21 protein-coding genes and 1 riboswitch are annotated in these 23,243 nt (G+C 46.9%); of the genes, 18 read left to right on the forward strand and 3 right to left on the reverse strand.

Features of this window, described 5'->3' with window-relative positions; translation table 11 throughout:
- Window positions 1-22: 22 nt before the first annotated feature.
- A riboswitch (purine riboswitch) is annotated at window positions 23-124 on the forward strand.
- Between the two features lie 140 nt (window positions 125-264).
- The 12 genes from purE to purD all read left to right on the forward strand — a co-directional run bounded on the left by purE (window position 265) and on the right by purD (window position 13,068).
- Window positions 265-753 carry a 5-(carboxyamino)imidazole ribonucleotide mutase gene (purE, locus tag M0696_RS03600; RefSeq protein ID WP_019713502.1) on the forward strand — a complete coding sequence of 163 codons (489 nt, stop codon included), beginning with the start codon at window positions 265-267 and terminating at the stop codon, window positions 751-753.
- A complete protein-coding gene (purK, locus tag M0696_RS03605; RefSeq protein ID WP_222143712.1) occupies window positions 746-1,888 on the forward strand; it encodes a 5-(carboxyamino)imidazole ribonucleotide synthase in 1,143 nt (380 codons plus the stop codon). The genes purE and purK overlap by 8 nt, the downstream gene beginning before the upstream one ends.
- A complete protein-coding gene (gene purB, locus M0696_RS03610) occupies window positions 1,885-3,180 on the forward strand; it encodes an adenylosuccinate lyase (protein WP_166854034.1) in 1,296 nt (431 codons plus the stop codon). The genes purK and purB overlap by 4 nt, the downstream gene beginning before the upstream one ends.
- 74 nt (window positions 3,181-3,254) lie before the next feature.
- Window positions 3,255-3,980: a phosphoribosylaminoimidazolesuccinocarboxamide synthase gene (purC, locus tag M0696_RS03615; protein ID WP_166854033.1), complete on the forward strand. Its 726-nt coding sequence runs from the start codon at window positions 3,255-3,257 to the stop codon at window positions 3,978-3,980.
- Window positions 3,973-4,227, forward strand: a complete 255-nt coding sequence (purS, locus tag M0696_RS03620) for a phosphoribosylformylglycinamidine synthase subunit PurS (protein ID WP_003219409.1) — start codon at window positions 3,973-3,975, stop codon at window positions 4,225-4,227. Before purC ends, purS begins: the two co-directional genes overlap by 8 nt.
- Window positions 4,224-4,907, forward strand: coding sequence for a phosphoribosylformylglycinamidine synthase subunit PurQ (gene purQ, locus M0696_RS03625; RefSeq protein ID WP_014112917.1), 684 nt, complete (start codon window positions 4,224-4,226; stop codon window positions 4,905-4,907). Before purS ends, purQ begins: the two co-directional genes overlap by 4 nt.
- A complete protein-coding gene (gene purL / locus M0696_RS03630) occupies window positions 4,891-7,119 on the forward strand; it encodes a phosphoribosylformylglycinamidine synthase subunit PurL (RefSeq protein WP_222143713.1) in 2,229 nt (742 codons plus the stop codon). The genes purQ and purL overlap by 17 nt, the downstream gene beginning before the upstream one ends.
- Window positions 7,095-8,525 (forward strand): amidophosphoribosyltransferase, encoded by a 1,431-nt coding sequence (gene purF / locus M0696_RS03635; RefSeq protein ID WP_222143714.1) that lies wholly within the window; start codon window positions 7,095-7,097, stop codon window positions 8,523-8,525. Before purL ends, purF begins: the two co-directional genes overlap by 25 nt.
- 99 nt (window positions 8,526-8,624) lie before the next feature.
- Entirely contained in the window at window positions 8,625-9,665 is a 1,041-nt protein-coding gene (gene purM / locus M0696_RS03640) for a phosphoribosylformylglycinamidine cyclo-ligase (protein WP_072181553.1), read from the forward strand.
- Window positions 9,662-10,249 (forward strand): phosphoribosylglycinamide formyltransferase, encoded by a 588-nt coding sequence (purN, locus tag M0696_RS03645; protein ID WP_222143715.1) that lies wholly within the window; start codon window positions 9,662-9,664, stop codon window positions 10,247-10,249. The genes purM and purN overlap by 4 nt, the downstream gene beginning before the upstream one ends.
- Window positions 10,246-11,784, forward strand: coding sequence for a bifunctional phosphoribosylaminoimidazolecarboxamide formyltransferase/IMP cyclohydrolase (gene purH, locus M0696_RS03650; RefSeq protein ID WP_166854030.1), 1,539 nt, complete (start codon window positions 10,246-10,248; stop codon window positions 11,782-11,784). Before purN ends, purH begins: the two co-directional genes overlap by 4 nt.
- 15 nt (window positions 11,785-11,799) lie before the next feature.
- Window positions 11,800-13,068: a phosphoribosylamine--glycine ligase gene (purD, locus tag M0696_RS03655; protein WP_248602507.1), complete on the forward strand. Its 1,269-nt coding sequence runs from the start codon at window positions 11,800-11,802 to the stop codon at window positions 13,066-13,068.
- A gap of 37 nt (window positions 13,069-13,105) precedes the next feature.
- Here purD and M0696_RS03660 read toward each other — a convergent pair whose 3' ends face one another.
- Window positions 13,106-13,528 (reverse strand): Lrp/AsnC family transcriptional regulator, encoded by a 423-nt coding sequence (locus tag M0696_RS03660; RefSeq protein ID WP_222143718.1) that lies wholly within the window; start codon window positions 13,526-13,528, stop codon window positions 13,106-13,108.
- Between the two features lie 142 nt (window positions 13,529-13,670).
- On the opposite strand from M0696_RS03660, the gene M0696_RS03665 reads away from it, so the two are divergent.
- Window positions 13,671-14,945, forward strand: coding sequence for an APC family permease (locus M0696_RS03665; RefSeq protein WP_222143719.1), 1,275 nt, complete (start codon window positions 13,671-13,673; stop codon window positions 14,943-14,945).
- Between the two features lie 14 nt (window positions 14,946-14,959).
- Here the strand turns inward: M0696_RS03665 and M0696_RS03670 are convergent, their stop codons facing one another.
- On the reverse strand, window positions 14,960-15,193 hold the full coding sequence (locus M0696_RS03670) for a YgaP family membrane protein (protein ID WP_166854026.1): 234 nt from the start codon (window positions 15,191-15,193) through the stop codon (window positions 14,960-14,962).
- Between the two features lie 129 nt (window positions 15,194-15,322).
- Between M0696_RS03670 and M0696_RS03675 the strand changes: the two genes are divergently transcribed.
- Genes M0696_RS03675 through M0696_RS03685 form a run of 3 tightly spaced genes read left to right on the forward strand, consistent with a single transcriptional unit; the run spans window position 15,323 to window position 18,404 of the window.
- On the forward strand, window positions 15,323-17,065 hold the full coding sequence (locus M0696_RS03675; protein ID WP_166854025.1) for an adenine deaminase: 1,743 nt from the start codon (window positions 15,323-15,325) through the stop codon (window positions 17,063-17,065).
- Window positions 17,066-17,091: 26 nt separating this feature from the next.
- Window positions 17,092-18,087, forward strand: coding sequence for a DUF3048 domain-containing protein (locus M0696_RS03680; protein ID WP_222143720.1), 996 nt, complete (start codon window positions 17,092-17,094; stop codon window positions 18,085-18,087).
- A gap of 2 nt (window positions 18,088-18,089) precedes the next feature.
- Entirely contained in the window at window positions 18,090-18,404 is a 315-nt protein-coding gene (locus M0696_RS03685) for a YerC/YecD family TrpR-related protein (RefSeq protein ID WP_003219429.1), read from the forward strand.
- A gap of 37 nt (window positions 18,405-18,441) precedes the next feature.
- On the opposite strand, the gene M0696_RS03690 is transcribed toward M0696_RS03685, so the two are convergent.
- On the reverse strand, window positions 18,442-20,019 hold the full coding sequence (locus M0696_RS03690) for an FMN-binding glutamate synthase family protein (RefSeq protein ID WP_222143721.1): 1,578 nt from the start codon (window positions 20,017-20,019) through the stop codon (window positions 18,442-18,444).
- A gap of 244 nt (window positions 20,020-20,263) precedes the next feature.
- Between M0696_RS03690 and pcrB the strand changes: the two genes are divergently transcribed.
- Together pcrB and pcrA are read left to right on the forward strand one after the other, a co-directional pair.
- Window positions 20,264-20,950, forward strand: a complete 687-nt coding sequence (gene pcrB, locus M0696_RS03695; RefSeq protein WP_166854022.1) for a heptaprenylglyceryl phosphate synthase — start codon at window positions 20,264-20,266, stop codon at window positions 20,948-20,950.
- A 61-nt stretch (window positions 20,951-21,011) separates the two neighbouring features.
- Window positions 21,012-23,231 carry a DNA helicase PcrA gene (pcrA, locus tag M0696_RS03700; RefSeq protein WP_166854021.1) on the forward strand — a complete coding sequence of 740 codons (2,220 nt, stop codon included), beginning with the start codon at window positions 21,012-21,014 and terminating at the stop codon, window positions 23,229-23,231.
- Window positions 23,232-23,243 lie beyond the last annotated feature (12 nt).

Below are 23,243 nucleotides of genomic sequence, written 5' to 3' on the forward strand. Positions count from 1 at the left end.
CCATGTCCGTTGTTAAGATAAACATGAAATCAAAACACGACCTCATATAATCTTGGGAATATGGCCCATAAGTTTCTACCCGGCAACCGTAAATTGCCGGACTATGCAGGAAAGTGATCGATAAAACTGACATGGATATATCGCAGAAGCGAACGACTGACGATACATGTACCATGCCCGGTTTGTATTGCTTCCTCATAAGTGCAATGCAGAGCGGGTATTTTTTATTTTCTGAAAACAAAAGCATTAGAAGGTGGGGACAGAATGCAGCCGCTAGTAGGAATCATCATGGGAAGCACTTCCGATTGGGAGACAATGAAAAACGCATGCGACATACTTGACGAACTCAATGTTCCGTACGAAAAAAAGGTCGTTTCCGCTCACCGGACGCCTGATTTGATGTTTGAATACGCTGAAACTGCCAGAGAAAGAGGCATCAAGGTGATTATCGCCGGTGCCGGAGGAGCGGCGCATCTGCCGGGGATGACGGCGGCGAAAACAACACTGCCGGTCATCGGAGTTCCGGTTCAGTCTAAGGCGCTGAACGGACTGGATTCACTTCTTTCTATCGTCCAAATGCCTGGAGGCGTGCCTGTTGCGACAACAGCCATCGGTAAAGCGGGCGCTGTGAACGCAGGCCTGTTAGCGGCGCAAATTTTGTCAGCTTTTGACGAAGATCTTGCCCGTAAACTGGATGAGAGAAGAGAAAATACAAAACAGACGGTGTTAGAAAGCAGTGATCAGCTTGTCTAAACAAATCATCTATCCGGGAGCTGTCATCGGCATTATTGGCGGCGGCCAGCTTGGGAAAATGATGGCTGTGTCCGCCAAACAAATGGGGTATAAAGTCGCGGTCGTTGATCCGGTGAAAGATTCGCCGTGCGGGCAGGTTGCGGATATTGAAATTACCGCTCATTACAATGACCGTGAAGCGATTCGAAAATTGGCTGAAGTCAGCGACATCATCACGTATGAGTTTGAAAACATCGACTATGATGCGCTGCATTGGCTAAAAGGTCATGCGTATCTCCCGCAAGGAAGTGAGCTGCTGCTCATTACCCAAAACCGTGAAACAGAGAAAAAAGCAATTCAAGCCGCAGGCTGTGAAGTCGCGCCGTACAGCATCGTCAACACAAAGGATGAACTGAAACAGGCAGTACAGAAGCTTGGGCTTCCAGCAGTTCTTAAAACATGCCGAGGCGGGTACGACGGCAAAGGCCAATTTGTGATGAAAGAAGAGGCGCAAATTGAGCAGGCTTCCGCTCTTTTAGAGCACGGAACTTGCATTCTCGAAAGCTGGGTTTCCTTTAAAATGGAACTGTCGGTCATCGTCGTCAGATCGGTAAACGGCGAAATTGCAACATTTCCGGCAGCTGAAAACATTCACCACAACAATATTCTCTTCCAAAGCATCGTGCCTGCACGGGTGGAGGAAGGGATTCAGAAGAAGGCTGCTGATTTGGCCGTTAAACTTGCAGACGAGCTTAACCTTGTCGGACCGCTTGCTGTTGAGATGTTCCTGACAGAAGACGGAGTGCTTTTGGTCAATGAACTGGCGCCAAGACCGCACAATTCAGGGCATTATACACTGGACCTTTGCGAAACGAGCCAGTTTGAACAGCATATCAGAGCCGTATGCGGTCTTCCTCTCGGGAAAACAGATTTGCTGAAGCCGGGCATGATGGTGAATCTTCTAGGCGATGAAGTGAAGCTTGTTGAGGAAGAGCCGGAGCTTTTAAAAGAAGCAAAGCTATTTATATACGGAAAACATGAAATCAAAAAAGGCCGCAAAATGGGGCATATTACATTTATGAAGCAGCCTGAAGACCATTGGATTCAGGAGATCACAAATAAATGGATGAATAGAGACGGAGGACAAGCAGAATGATCGAACGTTATTCAAGACCTGAAATGTCCGCGATTTGGACGGATGAAAACAGATTTCAAGCATGGCTGGAGGTTGAGATTCTTGCATGTGAAGCGTGGGCGGAGCTTGGCGTCATTCCGAAAGAAGACGTAAAGGTCATGCGCGCGAACGCGTCATTTGACATCAACCGTATTTTAGAAATCGAACAGGACACGCGCCATGACGTTGTCGCGTTTACACGCGCCGTTTCCGAATCACTCGGTGAAGAAAGAAAATGGGTGCACTACGGCTTAACGTCAACGGACGTTGTTGATACTGCTCTTTCTTACTTATTAAAACAGGCAAACGATATTCTGCTCAAGGACCTTGAGAGATTTGTTGACATTATAAAAGAAAAAGCGAAAGAACATAAATACACAGTCATGATGGGGCGCACACACGGCGTACACGCTGAGCCTACAACATTCGGCTTAAAACTTGCGCTTTGGCATGAGGAAATGAAACGGAATCTTGAGCGTTTCAAACAAGCGAAAGAAGGCATCGAGGTTGGGAAGATTTCCGGCGCTGTCGGCACATATGCGAACATTGACCCATTTGTTGAGCAATATGTATGTGAGAAGCTCGGATTGAAAGCAGCACCGATTTCAACTCAAACCCTTCAGCGTGACCGCCATGCTGACTATATGGCGACACTTGCTTTAATCGCGACAAGCATCGAAAAGTTCGCAGTGGAAATCCGCGGACTGCAAAAGAGTGAAACACGCGAAGTTGAGGAATTTTTCGCGAAAGGGCAAAAGGGATCATCTGCGATGCCGCACAAACGCAACCCAATCGGCTCTGAAAACATGACAGGCATGGCGCGCGTCATCCGCGGCTACATGATGACGGCTTACGAAAATGTTCCATTATGGCATGAGCGCGATATTTCTCATTCATCAGCAGAACGGATTATTCTTCCGGATGCGACAATTGCGCTGAACTACATGCTGAACCGCTTCTCTAACATCGTGAAAAACTTAACGGTCTTCCCGGAAAACATGAAGCGCAACATGGACCGCACACTCGGCCTTATTTACTCTCAGCGCGTGCTGCTTGCTCTGATTGACACAGGTCTGACTCGCGAAGAAGCCTATGATACAGTACAGCCGAAAGCAATGGAAGCGTGGGAAAAACAAGTGCCTTTCCGTGAGCTTGTGGAGGCGGAAGAGAAAATCACGTCCCGTCTTTCTCCGGAAAAAATTGCTGACTGCTTTGATTACAACTATCATCTTAAAAATGTTGATCTGATCTTTGAACGTTTAGGTTTGGCATAGAAGAAGCTTTTAGGCGGCTTCTTCTATGCCGCCGCAGTTTGAAAATTCCCAACATTCGGGTTAGGAGGCCTTCCGTGAATATTGTGAAGAATGAACTTTTATACGAAGGAAAAGCAAAAAAGATCTACAAAACCGATGACGAAAACACGCTGTATGTCGTGTATAAAGACTCCGCCACTGCCTTTAACGGCGAGAAAAAAGCAGAAATCAGCGGAAAAGGGCGCTTAAATAACGAGATTTCAAGCTTAATTTTCAAACATCTTCATAGTAAAGGGATTAACAATCACTTTATTGAGCGCATTTCGGAAACAGAGCAGCTCATTAAAAAGGTAACGATTGTACCGCTTGAAGTTGTAGTCAGAAATGTTGTGGCAGGAAGCATGTCCAAACGTCTTGGCATTCCAGAAGGCACAAAGCTTGAACAGCCGATTATCGAATTTTACTACAAGGATGACGCGCTGGGTGATCCGCTCATCACAGAAGATCATATTTGGCTCTTGAAAGCGGCAACTCCTGAGCAAGTAAAAACCATTAAGTCCATTACAAAAACAGTGAATGAAGAGCTTCAAACCATTTTTGACGATTGTCATGTGAGATTAATAGATTTCAAGCTTGAATTTGGTTTAGATGCAGACGGGCAAGTGCTGTTGGCGGATGAAATTTCACCTGACACCTGCCGCTTGTGGGATAAAGACACGAACGAAAAGCTGGACAAAGATTTATTCAGACGAAATCTTGGAAGCTTAACCGACGCATACGAAGAGATTTTCAAAAGACTGGGAGGCATTCATCATGTATAAAGTAAAAGTTTATGTCAGCTTAAAAGAAAGTGTACTAGATCCACAAGGGAGCGCTGTCCAGCATGCCTTGCACAGTATGACTTACAATGAAGTTCAAGATGTGCGCATCGGAAAATACATGGAGCTTACCATTGAAAAATCTGACCGTGATCTAGACGTCCTAGTGAAAGAAATGTGCGAAAAACTTCTTGCTAATACAGTGATTGAAGATTACAGATACGAGGTTGAGGAGGTAGTCGCACAGTGAAATTTGCGGTGATTGTGTTACCCGGCTCCAACTGTGATATCGATATGTATCATGCTGTAAAGGATGAACTCGGCCATGAAGTAGAATACGTCTGGCATGAGGAAACAAGCCTTGACGGCTTCGACGGCGTGTTAATTCCGGGAGGATTTTCTTACGGCGATTACTTGAGATGCGGCGCTATCGCCCGATTTGCGAATATTATGCCAGCTGTCAAACAAGCAGCGGCTGAAGGAAAACCTGTTCTCGGCGTCTGCAATGGATTCCAGATTTTACAGGAGCTTGGCCTTCTGCCAGGTGCAATGAGACGCAACAAAGATTTGAAGTTCATTTGCCGTCCGGTTGAATTAATTGTACAGAACGACGAAACATTATTCACATCTTCCTACGAAAAGGGCCAATCGATTACAATCCCTGTTGCCCATGGTGAAGGAAATTTCTACTGTGATGACGAAACGCTTGCTTCATTGAAAGAAAACAATCAAATTGCTTTCACATACGGCTCCAATATTAACGGAAGTGTCAGCGACATTGCCGGTGTCGTGAATGAGAAAGGTAACGTATTAGGCATGATGCCTCACCCTGAGCGCGCGGTCGATGAACTGCTTGGAAGCGCCGACGGTCTTAAATTGTTTCAGTCTATCGTGAAAAATTGGAGGGAAACTCATGTCACTACTGCTTGAACCAAGTAAAGAACAAATAAAAGAAGAGAAAATGTATCAGCAAATGGGTGTCAGTGATGATGAGTTTGCATTGATTGAATCCATTCTTGGCAGATTGCCGAACTACACAGAAATCGGAATTTTTTCTGTCATGTGGTCAGAGCATTGCAGCTACAAAAACTCAAAGCCGATACTGCGTAAATTCCCGACAAGCGGCGAGCGTGTGCTGCAAGGTCCGGGGGAAGGCGCCGGAATCGTTGATATCGGTGACAACCAAGCGGTTGTGTTCAAGATTGAATCACATAACCACCCATCAGCTCTCGAACCTTACCAAGGCGCTGCGACTGGCGTCGGCGGCATTATCCGTGACGTATTCTCAATGGGTGCCCGTCCAATCGCTGTATTGAACTCTCTTCGATTTGGTGAACTGACTTCACCGCGCGTGAAGTACTTGTTTGAAGAAGTAGTAGCGGGTATCGCCGGATACGGCAACTGTATCGGCATCCCGACAGTCGGCGGAGAAGTGCAGTTTGACAGCAGCTATGAAGGAAATCCGCTCGTCAACGCAATGTGCGTCGGTTTAATCAACCATGAAGACATCAAAAAAGGCCAGGCGAAAGGTATCGGCAATACAGTAATGTACGTAGGAGCAAAAACAGGGCGTGACGGAATTCATGGCGCTACGTTTGCTTCTGAAGAAATGTCTGATTCATCTGAAGAAAAGCGCTCTGCTGTTCAAGTCGGCGATCCGTTTATGGAGAAGCTTTTGCTTGAAGCGTGTCTGGAAGTCATCCAATGTGATGCGTTAGTCGGCATTCAGGATATGGGAGCTGCTGGTTTAACAAGCTCAAGTGCCGAAATGGCAAGTAAAGCCGGCTCTGGTATTGAGATGAATCTTGACCTGATTCCTCAGCGTGAAACAGGCATGACTGCATATGAAATGATGCTTTCTGAATCACAGGAACGGATGCTTTTGGTCATCGAGCGCGGACGTGAGCAGGAAATCATCGATATTTTTGACAAGTACGAACTTGAAGCGGTTTCTGTCGGACGTGTAACAGATGATAAAATGCTTCGCCTGACACACAAAGGCGAGGTTGTATGTGAGCTGCCTGTTGATGCTTTGGCAGAGGAAGCTCCGGTTTACCACAAGCCATCTCAAGAACCTGCATACTACCGCGAGTTTTTAGAGACAGACGTTCCGGCTCCTCAAATTAAAGATGCGAATGAAACGCTGAAGGCCCTCCTCCAGCAGCCGACGATCGCAAGCAAAGAGTGGGTTTACGATCAGTATGACTACATGGTGCGGACAAATACAGTTGTCGCTCCTGGGTCTGACGCAGGTGTTCTCAGAATCCGCGGAACGAAAAAGGCGCTGGCGATGACGACAGACTGTAACGCGCGTTATCTCTATCTTGATCCTGAAGTCGGCGGAAAAATTGCTGTCGCTGAAGCGGCGCGCAACATCATTTGCTCAGGTGCAGAACCGCTTGCCGTCACAGATAACCTTAACTTTGGAAACCCGGAGAAACCGGAAATCTTCTGGCAGATCGAAAAAGCGGCTGATGGCATCAGCGAGGCGTGCAATGTTCTCAGCACACCGGTTATTGGCGGAAACGTATCACTTTATAACGAATCAAACGGCACGGCGATCTACCCGACACCTGTTATTGGCATGGTCGGCTTAATTGAAGATACAGCACACATTACAACACAGCATTTCAAACAAGCGGGAGATCTCGTCTACGTGATTGGCGAAACAAAACCTGAGTTTGCCGGAAGCGAGCTGCAAAAAATGACAGAAGGCAGCATTTACGGAAAAGCCCCGCAAATCGATCTTGATGTAGAACTGTCACGCCAAAGAGCATTGCTGGAAGCGATTAAAAAAGGCTTTGTTCAATCAGCGCATGATGTGTCTGAAGGCGGCTTAGGCGTAGCGATCGCAGAAAGTGTCATGACGACGGAAAACCTAGGCGCGAACGTGACTGTTGAAGGAGAAGCAGCGTTATTATTCTCTGAATCTCAATCCCGCTTCGTTGTTTCAGTGAAAAAAGAACATCAAGCAGCGTTTGAAGCTGCTGTGAAAGATGCAGTTCATATCGGTGAGGTAACAGCTGATGGTCTTCTGGCGATTCAAAACCAAGACGGACAACAATTGATTCATGCGCAAACGAAAGAACTTGAGCGCGCATGGAAAGGAGCTATCCCATGCTTGCTGAAATCAAAGGCTTAAATGAAGAGTGCGGCGTATTTGGGATTTGGGGACATGAAGAAGCCCCGCAAATCACGTATTACGGCCTTCACAGCCTCCAGCACAGAGGTCAGGAGGGCGCGGGAATTGTAGCAACTGACGGTGAAAAACTGACGGCACACAAAGGCCAAGGGCTGATCACTGAAGTATTTCAAAACGGTGAGCTCAGCAAAGTGAAGGGAAAAGGCGCAATCGGGCATGTTCGGTACGCAACGGCTGGAGGCGGCGGATACGAAAATGTTCAGCCGCTCCTCTTCCGTTCCCAAAACAACGGCAGTCTGGCGCTTGCTCATAACGGAAACCTTGTCAACGCCACTCAGCTGAAGCAGCAGCTCGAAAATCAAGGAAGCATTTTTCAAACCTCCTCGGATACAGAGGTATTGGCTCACCTGATCAAAAGAAGCGGCCACTTCACGCTGAAGGATCAAATTAAAAACTCGCTTTCCATGCTGAAAGGTGCATACGCATTCCTGATCATGACCGAAACAGAAATGATTGTCGCGCTTGACCCGAACGGGCTCAGACCGCTGTCAATCGGCATGATGGGCGACGCTTATGTTGTTGCATCAGAAACATGCGCATTTGATGTCGTCGGTGCAACGTACCTTCGTGAGGTAGAACCGGGCGAAATGCTGATCATCAATGATGAAGGCATGAAATCAGAGCGTTTTTCCATGAATATCAACCGTTCCATTTGCAGCATGGAGTACATTTATTTCTCAAGACCAGACAGCAACATTGACGGCATTAACGTGCACAGTGCGCGAAAAAACCTTGGGAAAATGCTGGCTCAGGAATCCACAGTTGAAGCTGATGTCGTAACAGGGGTTCCGGATTCCAGTATTTCTGCGGCGATCGGGTATGCAGAAGCAACAGGCATCCCGTACGAGCTGGGTTTAATCAAAAACCGCTATGTCGGCAGAACGTTTATTCAGCCGTCCCAGGCTTTGCGCGAGCAAGGCGTCAGAATGAAGCTATCAGCGGTGCGCGGGGTCGTGGAAGGCAAACGCGTCGTGATGGTTGATGACTCTATCGTGCGCGGAACAACAAGCCGCCGGATTGTCACGATGCTCAGAGAAGCGGGAGCAACAGAGGTGCATGTGAAAATCAGTTCACCGCCGATCGCTCATCCTTGCTTTTACGGCATTGATACTTCCACACATGAGGAACTGATCGCGTCTTCCCATTCTGTTGAAGAAATCCGTCAGGAAATCGGGGCCGACACCCTCTCATTTTTGAGTGTGGAAGGGCTGCTGAAAGGCATCGGCAGAAAATACGATGACTCTAATTGCGGACAGTGTCTCGCTTGCTTTACAGGAAAATATCCGACTGAAATTTACCAGGATACAGTGCTTCCTCATGTAAAAGAAGCAGTATTAACCAAATAAAACTTGAAAATGACATAAGGCAGCGCAGTTCAGCTGCCTTTCTCTTTCTGCCCTCGTTCGGGGAGATATATTGAAAAGCGCCTTAAAGGAGTGAATAGGATGTCTGAAGCATATAAAAACGCAGGAGTTGACATCGAAGCCGGATATGAAGCTGTAAAACGAATGAAAAAACATGTGGAGCGCACAAAACGGCTTGGCGTTATGGGAAGCCTTGGCGGTTTTGGCGGCATGTTTGACCTGTCTGAGCTTTCTTATCAAAAACCTGTTTTAATTTCGGGAACGGACGGTGTCGGCACAAAATTAAAGCTCGCTTTTTCCATGGATAAGCATGACACGATTGGCGTTGACGCTGTTGCGATGTGTGTCAATGATGTGCTGGCACAAGGCGCAGAGCCGTTGTTTTTCCTCGATTATTTAGCGGTCGGCAAAGCGGACCCTATGAAAATTGAGCAGATCGTACAAGGCGTAGCGAACGGATGTGAGCAGTCAGGTTCAGCCTTAGTCGGCGGCGAAACGGCTGAGATGCCGGGACTATATACAGCTGATGAATACGATATTGCCGGTTTCTCTGTCGGAGTGGCGGAAAAGGACGAAATCGTGACTGGAGAAAACATCAAAGAAGGTCATCTATTGATCGGCTTGAGCTCCAGCGGCCTTCACAGCAACGGATTTTCCCTTGTGAGAAAAGTGCTTCTGGATGATGCGGAGCTGGATCTTGATACCACATACGAACCGTTTGACCGCCCGCTTGGCGAGGAGTTGCTTGAACCGACAAGAATTTATGTGAAGCCGGTGCTTGCCGCGGTGAAAAGCGGAAAAGTCGACGGCATGGCACACGTGACAGGCGGAGGATTCATCGAAAATATCCCGCGCATGCTTCCGGAAGGCTTAAGTGCGGAAATCGATCACGGATCATGGCCAATCCCGCCGATATTCTCTTTCCTGCAAGAATACGGCAAGCTGAAGGAAGAAGACATGTTCAACGTCTTTAATATGGGGATCGGATTTGTTTTGGCAGTCAAAGAAGAGCATCTGACAGATGTGATCGGAACGCTTGAAAGCCAAGGCGAAAAAGCCTATTTGATCGGACGTGTGAAACAAGGCGAAGGCGTCACATTCGGCGGTGCAGCACTTTCATGAAAAAGTTTGCGGTATTTGCATCCGGAAACGGTTCAAACTTCGAAGCCATCGTCACGCGTTTGAAAGAAGAGAAGTGGGATGCGTCCGTATCGCTCCTCGTTTGCGACAAACCGGAGGCGAAAGTCATCGAACGGGCGGAAACATTCCGTATTCCATCCTTTGCATTTGAGCCGAAGTCTTACGAAAACAAGGCCGCATTTGAACGGGCCATTATCGAACAACTACATCTTCATGACGTTGAATTGATTGTTCTTGCCGGTTATATGAGGCTGATCGGTGATACCCTGCTACAGGCATACGGAGGAAAAATCATTAACATTCACCCGTCACTTCTTCCTGCGTTCCCTGGGATCGACGCAGTTGGACAGGCGTACCGCGCGGGTGTGAAGGTTGCCGGAATCACCGTGCATTATGTCGATGAAGGAATGGATACAGGCCCGATCATCGCTCAAAAGGCAATCGAAATTGACGAACATGATACATTGGAAACAATTGAACAGCGGATTCACAAGCTTGAGCATAAATGGTATCCGAGTGTGATTAAACAGCTATTAGGATTAAATAACAGAGGTGAAAAGGCATGACCATTAAACGTGCATTAATCAGTGTTTCAGATAAAACAAATCTCGTTCCTTTTGTAAAAGAACTAACAGAGCTTGGAGTTGACGTGATTTCAACAGGCGGAACGAAAAAGCTTCTTCAAGAAAACGGTGTGAATGTCATCGGAATTTCTGAAGTGACAGGTTTTCCTGAAATTATGGACGGGCGGCTCAAAACACTTCATCCGAATATTCACGGCGGCCTTCTGGCGGTTCGCGGCAATGAAGAGCATATGGCGCAGATCAATGAACACGGGATTCAGCCGATTGACCTCGTTGTCGTCAACCTCTATCCATTTAAAGAGACGATTTCTAAAGAAGATGTCACATATGAAGAAGCGATTGAAAATATCGACATCGGCGGACCAGGCATGCTGCGTGCGGCATCAAAAAACCATCAGGATGTGACGGTTATCGTTGATCCGGCGGATTACAGCCCAGTGCTGAATCAAATCAAAGAAGAAGGCGGCGTATCCCTTCAGAAAAAACGCGAGCTGGCGGCAAAAGTATTCCGTCATACTGCGGCATATGATGCACTGATTGCTGACTATTTGACAAACGTTGTCGGTGAAAAAGAACCGGAACAATTCACTGTGACATTTGAGAAAAAACAATCGCTTCGCTACGGGGAAAACCCGCATCAGGAAGCAACATTCTATCAAACAGCACTTCCTGTCAAAGGCTCCATTGCGCAAGCAGAACAGCTTCACGGAAAAGAGCTTTCTTACAACAACATTAAAGACGCGGATGCAGCAGTTCAAATCGTTCGTGAATTCACTGAGCCGGCTGCGGTTGCCGTGAAGCATATGAATCCATGCGGCGTAGGAACAGGGAAAACGATTGCAGAAGCGTTTGACAGAGCGTTTGAAGCGGATAAAACATCTATCTTCGGCGGCATTATCGCGCTGAATCGTGAAGTGGACAAGGCAACTGCCGAAGCGCTTCACAACATTTTCTTAGAAATCATCATCGCGCCTTCATTCAGCCAAGAAGCACTTGACATCTTGACTGCGAAGAAAAATCTTCGTCTGCTGACGCTTGATGTGACAACTGCCGTTCAAAAAGAAAAACAGCTGACATCGGTTCAAGGCGGACTGTTGATTCAAGATTTAGATATGCACGGCTTCGATAATGCTGAGATCAGCATTCCGACAAAAAGAGAGCCGAACGAGCAAGAGTGGGAAGATTTGAAGCTTGCTTGGAAAGTCGTAAAGCATGTGAAATCAAATGCGATCGTTCTCGCGAAGGACAACATGACAGTCGGTGTTGGAGCAGGCCAAATGAACCGCGTCGGCTCAGCGAAAATTGCCATCGAGCAAGCAGGTGAAAAAGCGAAAGGCAGCGCGCTCGGATCTGATGCATTTTTCCCAATGCCGGATACTGTCGAAGAAGCGGCAAAAGCGGGCGTTACGGCTATTATTCAGCCGGGGGGATCTGTACGTGATGAGGATTCCATCAAAAAAGCGGATGAGTACGGCATTGCCATGGTATTCACCGGCATTAGACACTTCAAACATTAAGGGGATGAAAACGACGTGAATGTATTCATTATCGGTAAAGGCGGAAGAGAACATACACTGGCATGGAAGGTGAAGCAAAGCAGCCTCGTTGATACGGTATTTGCCGCTCCTGGAAATGACGGCATGGCAGCTTCCGCACAGCTTGTAAACATTGAGGAAAGCGACCATGCCGGGCTTGTCTCGTTTGCAAAAGAAAATCAGATCGGCCTGACCATCGTCGGCCCTGAGGTTCCTTTAATTGAAGGTCTGGTGGATGAATTCGAAAAAGCAGGTCTGCGTGTGTTCGGTCCGTCAAAAGCCGCTGCCATCATCGAAGGAAGCAAACAGTTCGCTAAGGATTTAATGAAGAAATACGATATTCCGACAGCAGAATACAACACGTTTACATCCTTTGAAGAGGCAAAGGCATATGTGCAGGAAAAAGGCGCTCCGATTGTCATAAAAGCAGATGGACTTGCGGCTGGAAAAGGCGTTACAGTTGCTATGACAGAGGAAGAAGCGATTGCATGTCTGCATGATTTTCTAGAGGATGAAAAATTCGGTGATGCGAGCGCGTCTGTTGTCATTGAAGAATTCCTTTCCGGCGAAGAGTTTTCTCTTATGGCATTCGTCAAAGGAGAAAAGGTGTATCCAATGGTAATTGCACAGGATCACAAGCGGGCGTTTGACGGAGACAAAGGCCCAAATACGGGCGGAATGGGCGCTTACTCTCCAGTTCCGCAAATTTCGGAAGAAACCGTCCGCCATGCTGTAGAAACAATCGTCAAGCCCGCCGCAAAAGCAATGGTACAAGAAGGGCGTTCCTTCACTGGCGTTTTGTACGCGGGATTAATGCTCACTGAAAACGGCTCGAAGGTCATCGAATTTAATGCCCGCTTTGGCGATCCGGAAACACAGGTCGTGCTTCCGCGCATGGAATCTGATCTGGTACAGGTGCTTCTTGATCTTTTGGATGATAAGGAAGTCGACTTAAGATGGAAGGATACCGCGGCGGTAAGTGTGGTGCTTGCTTCAGAAGGATACCCGGAAAGCTATGCAAAAGGCACGCCGATCGGCAGCCTTGCAGCGGAAATTGACCAGGTTGTGGTCTTCCATGCCGGAACGAAAGCAAAGCGCGGAGAGTTCGTCACAAATGGCGGCCGCGTCGCCAATGTGACAGCTTTTGATGAAACGTTTGAAGCGGCGAGAGACCGAGTGTACAAAGCTGTTGATGAGATCATCAAGCCTGGACTCTTTTTCAGAAAAGACATTGGGGCACGCGCTTTAAAGGCTGCACAAAAATAAAGTGAAGAAAACCCGCAGATTGAGCTGCGGTTTTTTGTTATACAAAAGCCGGGTGCTGAGCAGAAGAAGAAAGTACAACCAGCGTGGTCGGTTTTCCGTGGGCCATCGAAGCGTCAATAAAATCTTCGAGTGTATGTACCGATTCTGTCACCACTTTTGTCACATAGCTGTACATCCCTGTAATGCGGTGGTTTTCTGCCACATCCGGGTGCGCTGCTGCAAAGGCGGCGTAGTGTTTGCAGCTTTTTGGCTCCATCAGGATAAAAGCCGTAACATGCTTGTTTAGTTTTTCGTAACAGATATTCGCGCTGTAGCCAGTAATCACTCCTTTGTCTTCCAACTTCCTGACACGTTCCGCCGCGCTTGGCGAGCTGAGTCCGACAAGCTTTCCCAGTTCAACCATCGTTAATCGGCCATTTCGCTGCAAATGTGAGAGAATCTGAAGGTCTGTATCGTCCATTTGTCCGGCTCCTTTACATGTTTAAGCGAATTTGTGAAAATTCCTTTTATCATAAGGTGATGCTGTTGATTTAACTTAATTGTAGCATATGGATGCCGTCTTATTTTTCCTATAATAAAGCCATCAACGGAGAGGAGGCATCATGTTGCCTGAATTGCAGCGTTCGATCACTTGGATACAAGGGACGGCATTAACGATTGGGGCCGTTTTAGGCTGCGGGATATTAATACTGCCGTCTGTCACCGCTGACGCAGCCGGTCCCGTTTCTTTATTTGTTTGGGTGTTCATGTCTTTCTTATCTTTTCTTCTAGTCGGCACACTGGCCCGGCTTGTGAAAATAGCGCCCAGCGCGGGAGGAATTACGGCTTACGTGCAGCTGGCTTTTCAGAAAAAAGCTGGAGCGGTTTTAGGCTGGATCATGTTAGGATCCGTTCCAATCGGCGTTCCCGTCATCGCTTTGACTGGCGCGCATTACGTCAGTTATGTCACAGAAGCTTCGGATTGGCAGATTACTTTGATTGCATGCTGTATGCTGGCTGTCTCCATTTTGCTTCATATGAGAGGCATTCAATTATCTGCGAACATTAGTACACTCGTCATTTGTATCATCGTATTTCTGCTTGTCACTTCTGTTGCCGTGTCATTGCCTCACGTTAAAGCAGCAGAATTCAAACCGTTTCTTTCGCATGGCTGGTCTGCCGCGGGATCTGTTTCAGTTATGATTTTTTTCTCTTTTGTGGGCTGGGAAATGATTACCCCACTGGCTGAGGAATTTCATCGTCCTGAAAAAGATGTTCCAATCAGCTTGTTCTTGGGAGCGGCTTGCGTGGCAGGGCTGTATATCATGCTGTCATTTGTGACGGTGGGGACTCATTCATATGGAGAGAATGGAGAAATCGCATCGCTTGCCATGCTCATATCAAAAGGAGCCGGGGAAAGCGGAGTATATGTAACGGTATGTTTAGCACTGTTTATTACATTCGCCACCATTCATGCCAATATTGCGGGTTTTTCCAGAATGGTATACGCATTGGCGAGAGAGGGACACATCCCCTTATATTTCGGGAAACTTAGTGAGACAAAACATACGCCTATCCGTGTATTAACAGCGCTTGCTGCAGTGTTTGGCTTAGTGCTTGGGGCATATGGCTTGTTTCAAATCGATTTGACAACTCTGTTAAAAGGACCGAGTGCGGCATTCATCGCCTCTTACATATGTACAATGGCGGCAGCGCTGAAACTGCTGAGCTGGAGAGATTCAGGCTGGTGGATGGCGCTCGGGTCGTTTGCGGCGTGCGCAGTGATTTACTCATTCAGCGGCTGGGCACTTCTTTATCCGGCAGCACTGGCAGCTGCAGGGTATCTCTATATGAAGACAAAGAAATGTCATGAGAAAAAGCTTGATCACGTTTTGTGATCAAGCTTTTTTGTTTATCTGTTTTGATGCTCCTGTTCGTTATTCCCGGAAGCGCCGTTTTGAAACATGTAGGTCACAGGGCAGAAGCGCAAAATTCCCGAACCTGCTTTCAAGGCCCCCATAAAGATGTAAAAGAGGTGCATTCTGCACCAAGGCTTTTTCGTAAACTTTGCGCTGGCGGCTGACATAATCGTCAGTCCGCAGGCGATTCTGAAGACGGCATTGATGAGATTGATGTTTGGCTTCATGTAAATCCGCTCCTTCTTACTTAAAAAAGTTTTTTAATTGAACCTTCAAAAATTTGTAACGTTTTTACCGTGCGTGATGAGGAAGGATGTGATAACATGAGTCTAATACATGTAAAGGAGAGTATGTGAATGTCCGAACGCACCTTTAACTGGAAAAACAAAGACATCAGGGCACAGGTTGATGTTGTAGACTCAAAGCTGCTTCCAACGCTCCTTTTACGGAATGCTCTCGTCTTAAATCCATATGTAAAACAATGGCTGAAAAAAAACATTTGGATTTATCAGGACCGCATTGTTTATGTGGGTCATGAACTTCCGAATAGAGCCGAAGAAATTCATACGATTGATTGTGAAGGAAAATACATTGTGCCAGGGTATATCGAACCGCACGCACATCCTTTTCAAATATATAATCCCCAAACGCTGGCGGAATATGTGTCTCAATACGGAACAACGACATTTGTGAATGATAACTTGTTTTTGCTTTTACAAAGCGGAAAAAAGAAAGCGCTTACCATTTTAAATGAACTCAAAAAGCAGCCTGTTCAATACTTTTGGTGGTCACGCTATGACCTTCAGACCGAGGTTCTGAACGAGGATCACGTACTTCCGTTTGACGTCAGAAAACAGTGGATTGAACATCCGGATGTGATTCAAGGCGGAGAAATGACCGGATGGCCTCGTTTGGTAGATGGTGATGATTTAATGCTTCACTGCATGCAAGCTACAAAGAAGCAGCGGAAACGCATTGAAGGGCATTTTCCCGGCGCTTCAGATAAAACGCTTACAAAGATGAAACTGTTCGGAGCGGATTGTGATCATGAAGCGATGACAGGTGATGAAGTGATGAGAAGGCTGGAACTGGGCTACTATGTTTCCCTCCGAAATTCTTCCATTCGTCCTGATGTAAGAAAAATCTTGCAGGAGTTGCATGAGAAGGGTTTCCGCTATTATGACCATTTCTTTTACACGACAGACGGCGCGACGCCGAATTTCTATAAAGGCGGCATGACAAACGAGCTGATCCGGGTCGCGTTAGAAGAAGGAGTTCCGGCAATCGATGCCTACAATATGGCATCATTTAATATCGCAAAGTATTACCAAATGGATGATTATTTAGGAGTGGTCGGACCGGGAAGATTGGCATCGCTGAATATACTTGAAGATCCGTTAAACCCGAATCCCGTGACCGTTCTGTCAAAAGGAATCATCCTTCGTGAAGACGGCCATGATTTGAAGGCGTTTACAAAGACGGGCTGGAGCAAAGGCGGTCTTGTCCCGCTTGAGCTTTCATATAATATGACGATGGATGATTTGCAGTTTTCCATGCCGATGGGCGTGAAAATGCGGAATGCGGTCATTATGGAGCCGTATATGATTGAGATCGACAATTCGATGGAACAGCTCTCGTTTGACCATGATGAAAGTTATTTGACGATGCTTGACAGACATGGGAAATGGCGTGTCAATACGATGATAAAAGGCTTTGCCTCAAGCGTGCAGGGATTTGTGAGCTCCTTTACGACGACAGGCGATATTGTCGCGATCGGAAAAAATAAAGCGGATATGCTGCTCGCTTTCGCCCGCATGAAAGAGATCGGGGGAGGAATCGTCCTTGCGGAAAACGGGAACATTCTGCATGAAATTCCGCTTGCGCTGTGCGGCTGTGCCTCTTCGGAAGCGTATGAAGATGTGCTTGAGAAGGAACAAAAGCTGAGAGATCTTTTGACTGAAAGAGGCTACGAGTTTTGTGATCCCGTCTATACGCTGCTCTTTTTGCAAAGTACGCACCTTCCGTATATACGCATTACGCCGAGAGGAATCTTCGACGTCATGAAAAAAACTGTACTCTTTCCATCGATAATGCGTTAAAATATAAAAGAGCGGGGAGCCGACACATGAAAAAATGGATGTCAGTTTGCATACTGTGTTTCGTATTTTTTCTGCTGGTATCCTGTCAGCAGAAGGAAGCTGTCCCGGATGCTGAAAAGAAGCTGAAAGCTCCTTTGACGGGACTGGAGACTGAACAGAAGGTGACTGAACGCCGGCCTGTTGCTGTTGTGGTGAACAATCACCCGAAGGCGAGGCCGCAGTCAGGGCTGTCTAAAGCCGACATTGTCATAGAAGCGCTAGCCGAAGGGCAAATTACAAGATTTCTGGCCGTTTTTCAAAGCCAGATGCCTGAAACTGTCGGACCTGTGCGGAGCGCGCGGGAATATTTCGTCACTCTCAGCAATGGCTTTGACAGCATATTTGTCCATCACGGCTGGAGTCCTGGCGCCAAAGAGCAGCTGGAATCTGGAGCTGCCGATTATATTAACGGATTGGATTTTGACGGAAGCTTATTTTGGAGAGCTGATTTCAGCAAACCGCCCCACAATTCCTACACGTCTTATGATTACATAAAAAAGGCGGCGGAACAAAAGGGATATGAGCTGAAGCGGGAAACAGATCCGCTGCTGTTTCAAACATCAGAAGCAAAACCTGCAAATGAATCTTACAATGTTCGGGTAGATTATGGAACAAAGAACGTTACAAATCTTGTCGAATATAACTATGATAAAAAAGCTGAATCTTATACAAGAAGCTCTGATGGTGTCATAACGACAGACCGGGAAACCGGAAAGTCGGTTGCAATGCAAAATATTTTCATTGTTGAAGCCAGCCATCATACTATTGATCAAGATGGAAGGCGGGACATCGACCTGGAATCAGGGGGGAAAGGTCTGTTGTTTCAGCACGGAAACGTTATTGAAACAGACTGGAAACAAGTAGACGGTAGAATTGTGCCGGTAAAAGACGGCAAATGGCTTCCGTTTGTTCCAGGAAAGACTTGGATTAATATCGTGCCTGATCTCGATGCGGCTTCCATTAGTAAAGGAGAAGGTGTGTAACGATGCAAATCGATAAATTACGCGGCAAAGAGCTGGACCAGTTATTTAACTCGATCTTATCGCTGAAAGACCTGGAGGAATGTTACCGGTTCTTCGATGATCTTTGCACAATTAACGAAATTCAATCGCTGGCTCAGCGCCTTGAAGTAGCGCGCATGCTTCGCGAAGGTAACACGTATCATAAGATTGAAACAGAAACAGGCGCTTCCACAGCTACGATTTCCCGTGTGAAACGCTGCTTAAATTACGGAAATGACGCATATGAAATGGCGCTTGACCGTGTGAAGGAAACTGAAACAGAGTCTTCTTCAAAATAACAAAAAACCGCCCTGCCGTTCGGCAAGGGCGGTTTCTTTATGAAACAAATTGGTGGATCAGTTTGTCGATGTCGACGATGCTGCCGTCCTCTTTTCGATAGACAACATGCTCCTTGGAAAAGTAGACCGGCGAATTGATCCCGGCTGCGGCTGCGAGGTTAAACAATCCCTCACGCAGTGAAATGACATAGTTGCAAACACGATGCTGTTTTTCCTCAACACTCAGTGCTTTTTGCAGTTTTGGATCTGTTGTCGCTACACCTGCTGGACAAGTGTTGGTGTGGCACACGAGAGCGCGGATGCAGCCGACCGAAAACATCATGCCCCGTGCAATGTTGACAAAGTCAGCGCCGAGAGCTAAAGCGACTGCAATTTTGTCAGGAGTCAGGAGCTTTCCTGAAGCAAAGATTTTCAGATGGTTGCGCAAGCCGTACTGTCTAAGCAGCGTATCAACAATAGGCAGTGCTGTCATAATCGGAAGGCCGACAGTGTCAGCGAGCTCATAAAAGGAAGCGCCGGTACCGCCTTCGCTCCCGTCGATCGTGATAAAATCCGGATGCTGTCCGCTTTTCTGCATATAGGCGAAAAGCTCGTGCAACTCGTCAGGATGGCCTGCGACAAGTTTGATTCCGACTGGCTTCTGTCCGACATCTCTAAGTTTCTCGATAAAGTCGAGCATTTCGGGAGCGCTTGAAAATTCATGAAAGCGGTTCGGGCTGTCAATGGATTTCCCGGGTTCTACATTCCGGATGTCTGCCACTTCTTCTGATACCTTGGCGCCATCCACATGGCCGCCGCGGGTTTTCGCTCCTTGCGCCAGCTTTAGTTCAAACGCTTTAATTTGGTCAAGCCTGCTTTTTCTTTTAAACTCCTCCCATGAAAATTCTCCGTTTCTTTTGCGTACGCCAAAAAGACCGGGCCCGATTTGGCAAATGATATCGGCACCGCCTTTTAAGTGATACTCAGATAAACCGCCTTCACCGGTATTCATCCAAGTGCCGCCTGCCTGATGAAGCCCTTTTGAGAGCGACGTAATCGCCCGTTCTCCAAGGGAACCGTAGCTCATGGCAGACTGGCCGACTAATCCCTTCACATAAAAAGGCTTCCCGCATGTATGCTCGCCGATCACCTGCACATCATCAGGGTGGAGAAAATACGGATCGGCCTTCACGTGTTCGGCGTGTTCCTTCCGTTTGAACAGATTGTCAGCATCGAGTTGATAGATTTGGGTTTCAATCTTAGGCGTTTGGTTTACATGCATTTCCTCTTTTAGTTTAGGGAAAAGGGCGTTACGAATATAAAAACCAGGTTTATCAAAATCTCTTACAGATCCAAAGCCCATCATTCTGCTTTTATATTTGCCCGAGATGACGGTTTGTTCATATTCCTTTCGGGAAAAGGGCTGCTCCTCATTGTCATTGCTGTATAAATACTGCCTGAGCTCCGGCCCGATTTTTTCAAGGATATATCGAAACCTTCCGATGACGGGATAGTTACGGAGAATCGAATGCTCCTCCTGTTTTTCATCCTTTATGTAGATCCATACAAACAAAACGATGGGGATGGCGATAATCCCAATAATAAACGCGATGAGTGCAATAATGATGGATTCCATGTGTCAGCCTCCCTTTTTATGTATCCATTTCCACAGTTGAGCACTTTCCAAACAATAACAGAAAGGAATCTTTTGCCTAGAGCTTGAACTATTGAAGGCTTTCTGGAGCTCTCTTTTTTATGAAAAAAGAATCAAAACACCTTTTTCAGTGAATAACGAGATTAACGGCTTTTTCCGTTTTTCCGCGCTATGTGAATTTGTTATAATGTTTAAATGGTAACAAACGAATGGAGGAACGTATGACGTGTACGATGTAACAGAGTGGAAGCATGTCTTTAAACTCGATCCAAATAAAGATTTGCCTGACGAACAGCTGGAGATTCTTTGTGAATCAGGAACGGATGCGGTCATTATCGGGGGAAGCGATGGTGTGACAGAGGACAATGTCCTGCGGATGATGTCTAAGGTGAGACGGTTTTTGGTGCCGTGCGTCCTTGAGGTGTCAGCGATTGAAGCAATCGTTCCCGGCTTTGATTTATATTTTATTCCGAGTGTATTAAACAGCAAAAACGCGGACTGGATTGTCGGAATGCACCAGAAAGCCATGAAGGAATACGGAGAACTGATGTCTATGGAAGAAATCGTGGCGGAAGGCTACTGCATCGCTAATCCGGATTGCAAAGCCGCAGCATTGACTGAAGCGAATGCCGATCTGACTATTGACGATATTGTTGCCTATGCGCGCGTGTCTGAGCTACTGCATCTTCCCATTTTTTATTTGGAATATAGCGGCGTGCTTGGAGACATAGAAGCCGTGAAGAAAACGAAGGCTGTATTGGAAACGTCCACCTTGTTTTACGGCGGCGGCATCAAGGATGCGGAAACGGCAAAGCAGTATGCTGAGCATGCGGACGTGGTTGTTGTTGGCAATGCGGTGTACGAAGATTTTGACCAGGCTTTGAAAACAGTAGCGGCTGTGAAAGGCGAGTAGTAAATTGTACGGATTTGGTTTATGATAGAACATATGTTTTGTATAGGCGGGTGAACAAATTTTGAATTATATTAGCAATCAATTACTAAGCGGATTAAACCCCGTTCAGCAGGAAGCTGTCAAAACAACGGACGGGCCACTCTTGCTGATGGCGGGTGCGGGAAGCGGAAAAACGCGTGTCCTGACACACAGAATCGCTTATTTAATGGCGGAAAAACATGTGGCGCCATGGAACATTCTGGCGATCACATTTACAAATAAAGCAGCACGCGAAATGAAAGAACGTGTGGAAAGCATTCTCGGACCGGGCGCGGACGATATCTGGATTTCAACATTCCACAGCATGTGCGTGCGGATCTTGCGCAGAGATATAGACCGGATCGGGATTAACCGCAATTTCTCCATCCTTGATACGGCAGACCAGCTTTCAGTCATCAAGGGGATTTTGAAGGAGCGCAATCTAGATCCGAAGAAGTTTGACCCAAGAAGCATCCTCGGCACGATCAGCAGTGCGAAAAACGAATTGACCGAACCGGAAGAATTCTCTAAAGTTGCCGGCGGCTACTACGATCAGGTGGTCAGCGATGTATATGCTGATTATCAGAAGAAGCTTTTGAAAAACCAGTCGCTCGATTTCGATGATTTAATTATGATAACGATTAAACTGTTTGACCGTGTGCCGGAAGTGCTTGAATTTTATCAGCGCAAATTCCAGTATATCCACGTCGATGAGTATCAAGATACGAACAGAGCACAATACATGCTCGTTAAGCAGCTTGCAGAGCGTTTCCAGAACCTTTGCGTGGTCGGGGACTCTGATCAGTCGATCTACAGATGGCGCGGCGCGGATATCGCCAACATCCTTTCTTTTGAAAAAGATTATCCGAACGCCAGTGTGATTTTGCTTGAACAAAATTACCGTTCAACGAAACGGATTTTGCGCGCAGCTAACGAGGTCATCAAAAACAACTCAAACCGCAAACCGAAAAATTTGTGGACGGAAAACGATGAAGGCATCAAAATTTCTTATTACCGCGGAGATAATGAGTTCGGCGAAGGGCAGTTTGTGGCCGGTAAAATCCATCAGCTTCACAGCTCAGGCAAGCGGAAGCTTTCGGATATCGCCATTTTGTACCGGACAAACGCACAGTCCCGTGTGATTGAGGAAACGCTTCTCAAAGCAGGCTTGAACTATAACATTGTCGGCGGCACAAAGTTCTATGACAGAAAAGAAATTAAAGACATTCTCGCGTACCTGCGCCTCGTATCCAATCCGGATGACGATATCAGTTTCACGCGCATTGTCAATGTGCCGAAACGCGGAGTCGGCGCGACGTCACTTGAAAAAATCGCTTCATATGCGGCGATGAACGGCTTGTCATTTTTCCAAGCGATTCAGCAGGTTGATTTTATCGGCGTCAGCGCCAAGGCAGCCAACGCGCTCGACAGCTTCAGGCAGATGATTGAAAACCTGACCAATATGCAGGACTACTTATCCATCACAGAGCTGACAGAAGAAATTCTTGATAAGACGGAATACAGAGAAATGCTGAAGGCTGAAAAATCAATCGAAGCTCAAAGCCGTTTAGAAAACATCGACGAGTTCCTGTCTGTTACGAAAAACTTTGAACAGAAAAGTGAAGATAAGACACTTGTTGCGTTTCTGACAGATTTGGCGCTGATTGCAGATATCGATCAGCTCGATCAGAAAGAGGAAGAGTCAGGCGGCAAGGATGCAATTACCCTGATGACACTGCACGCCGCAAAAGGGCTGGAGTTCCCGGTTGTTTTCTTGATGGGGCTTGAAGAAGGCGTCTTCCCGCATAGCCGTTCATTAATGGAGGAAGCGGAAATGGAAGAAGAACGCCGCCTTGCTTACGTTGGGATTACAAGGGCGGAGCAGGAGCTTTATCTGACCAATGCCAAAATGCGCACCTTGTTTGGCCGAACAAATATGAACCCGGAATCTCGCTTTATTGCTGAAATACCGGATGATTTATTGGAAAACCTAAATGAGAAAAAAGAAACGAGAGCGCCGTCTGCGAGAAAAATGCAGCCGAGACGCGGCCCTGTTTCACGTCCGGTATCCTACGCCAGCAAAACAGGCGGCGACACTTTAAACTGGGCAGTGGGAGATAAGGCCGGCCATAAAAAATGGGGAACAGGAACTGTCGTCAGCGTGAAAGGCGAAGGAGAAGGGACGGAGCTCGATATTGCCTTCCCAAGCCCAGTCGGCGTGAAACGCCTGTTAGCAGCATTTGCTCCTATTGAAAAGCAGTAATTGAAGAGGAAA

The organism is Bacillus rugosus, from assembly GCF_023238245.1.
GTDB classification, from domain to species: Bacteria; Bacillota; Bacilli; order Bacillales; family Bacillaceae; genus Bacillus; species Bacillus rugosus.

What these genes read in the sequence shown, in the direction of transcription:
- purE (WP_019713502.1), top strand. Translation starts at nt 265, where the DNA reads ATGCAGCCGCTAGTAGGAATCATCATGGGAAGCACTTCCGATTGGGAG.
- purB (WP_166854034.1), top strand. Translation starts at nt 1,885, where the DNA reads ATGATCGAACGTTATTCAAGACCTGAAATGTCCGCGATTTGGACGGAT.
- purS (WP_003219409.1), top strand. Translation starts at nt 3,973, where the DNA reads ATGTATAAAGTAAAAGTTTATGTCAGCTTAAAAGAAAGTGTACTAGAT.
- purL (WP_222143713.1), top strand. Translation starts at nt 4,891, where the DNA reads ATGTCACTACTGCTTGAACCAAGTAAAGAACAAATAAAAGAAGAGAAA.
- purF (WP_222143714.1), top strand. Translation starts at nt 7,095, where the DNA reads ATGCTTGCTGAAATCAAAGGCTTAAATGAAGAGTGCGGCGTATTTGGG.
- purM (WP_072181553.1), top strand. Translation starts at nt 8,625, where the DNA reads ATGTCTGAAGCATATAAAAACGCAGGAGTTGACATCGAAGCCGGATAT.
- purN (WP_222143715.1), top strand. Translation starts at nt 9,662, where the DNA reads ATGAAAAAGTTTGCGGTATTTGCATCCGGAAACGGTTCAAACTTCGAA.
- purH (WP_166854030.1), top strand. Translation starts at nt 10,246, where the DNA reads ATGACCATTAAACGTGCATTAATCAGTGTTTCAGATAAAACAAATCTC.
- M0696_RS03660 (WP_222143718.1), bottom strand. Translation starts at nt 13,528, where the DNA reads ATGGACGATACAGACCTTCAGATTCTCTCACATTTGCAGCGAAATGGC.
- M0696_RS03665 (WP_222143719.1), top strand. Translation starts at nt 13,671, where the DNA reads ATGTTGCCTGAATTGCAGCGTTCGATCACTTGGATACAAGGGACGGCA.
- M0696_RS03670 (WP_166854026.1), bottom strand. Translation starts at nt 15,193, where the DNA reads ATGAAGCCAAACATCAATCTCATCAATGCCGTCTTCAGAATCGCCTGC.
- M0696_RS03675 (WP_166854025.1), top strand. Translation starts at nt 15,323, where the DNA reads ATGTCCGAACGCACCTTTAACTGGAAAAACAAAGACATCAGGGCACAG.
- M0696_RS03680 (WP_222143720.1), top strand. Translation starts at nt 17,092, where the DNA reads ATGAAAAAATGGATGTCAGTTTGCATACTGTGTTTCGTATTTTTTCTG.
- M0696_RS03685 (WP_003219429.1), top strand. Translation starts at nt 18,090, where the DNA reads ATGCAAATCGATAAATTACGCGGCAAAGAGCTGGACCAGTTATTTAAC.
- M0696_RS03690 (WP_222143721.1), bottom strand. Translation starts at nt 20,019, where the DNA reads ATGGAATCCATCATTATTGCACTCATCGCGTTTATTATTGGGATTATC.